This is a genomic window from Bartonella sp. AC10YNML (assembly GCF_042196825.1).
Classification (GTDB): domain Bacteria; phylum Pseudomonadota; class Alphaproteobacteria; order Rhizobiales; family Rhizobiaceae; genus Bartonella.
Window position 1 is genome coordinate 1 of record NZ_JBHIRA010000055.1, and the last position, 1,197, is coordinate 1,197.

Annotated in this window: 1 protein-coding gene; it reads left to right on the top strand. The window is 42.9% G+C overall.

The genetic code is table 11. From position 1 onward, the window contains the following. Positions 1–40: 40 nt before the first annotated feature. A complete protein-coding gene (locus ACFINA_RS09570; RefSeq protein ID WP_375615518.1) occupies positions 41–1,129 on the top strand; it encodes a DUF3792 domain-containing protein in 1,089 nt (362 codons plus the stop codon). Positions 1,130–1,197 lie beyond the last annotated feature (68 nt).

The following is a 1,197-nucleotide window of genomic DNA, read 5'->3' on the forward strand; positions in this document are numbered from 1 at the left end:
AAAAGGCATTGTATCTCCAGCATATTCAAGGAGATAAAACATGGAAACTCGCATTCCTGAAGACACACCATTCGATACCAATTTTCTAGGAGAAACATCTCTAGAAGAAAAGTATCCATTCTTTCACACACCCATTTCATGGTCCGCGATCTTTGCGGGACTGGTGACGGCTCTTGCTACCTCAATCTGCCTCTCTTTTCTAGTCGCCGCTTTAGGCTTAAGCCAAATGGATTTCACTTCTTCATCCCCATTTGAAGGCTCTTTCCTCTCCTTTGGCGTGGGGTCTGTTATCGTTACACTGATTAGCCTAGCCTTGGGAGGCTTTGTAGCTGGACGTTTTGCTGAAACCTCAGGGACTCTTCATGGCTTTCTCACTTGGGCTCTCATAACATTGCTGATGACCCTCCAAGCCATCCACGTGGTTTCTAGTACAGCAAAGATAGGGGCTAAAACCGCTCTAGAAAACAGCTCCATGGTCCAACAAACCGTTGACAGCCTCAAAAACAATATTTCCCCTATACTTGCAAAATTAAACAGTGAAAGTCTTGAAAAGTTTTTTGCAAAAAACAGTGACGATGGCATCAATTTTGACCAACTTGGCAATGAATTGCACACCCTTCTCAATAAAAGCGACATTCCTGCTCTCAATGCTAATCGCTTAAAACAAACCTATCAGGCTGCACTCAATGATATTGGTTCTGCGATAACAGCTTTCAAAAATGATCCTTCTCACTATCGCACCACTTTAAAAAATCTTGGTGAACGCCTGTCTGATCGTGTAGAAGATCTCACGACAAAATTTAATCGAAGCGATATCATCAATGCGCTTATGAAGGATGGCATGACCCGTGCGGAGGCACAAACAGCAGCCAACCGTGCCGTTCAACTCTATCAAAGCGCAGAGGAAAAAACTGAAAAAGCCATCAAAGCCCTTGAAGAACGGGCTGAAACACTCTCAGACAATCTTGAGGATACGATCAAGGGAGCAAAAAACACTGCGACTAAAGCCACAAAAACAGCCTCCAATATGGGATGGTGGGGCTTTTTAGGAAGCTTGATAGGTGCCGTAATTTCCAGTGTTTTTGGCTATTATGGTTATAGAAGCCGTAAAGACACTTTCATGCTTTAAAACGTCTACCTTTAAAGCAAATATATAAAAAGCTGCACTATGCGTGCAGCTTTTTTGCAAAATTTTCT

Excerpts from the sequence above, each read along its gene's own strand:
- ACFINA_RS09570 (WP_375615518.1), top strand. The coding sequence starts at position 41 with ATGGAAACTCGCATTCCTGAAGACACACCATTCGATACCAATTTTCTA.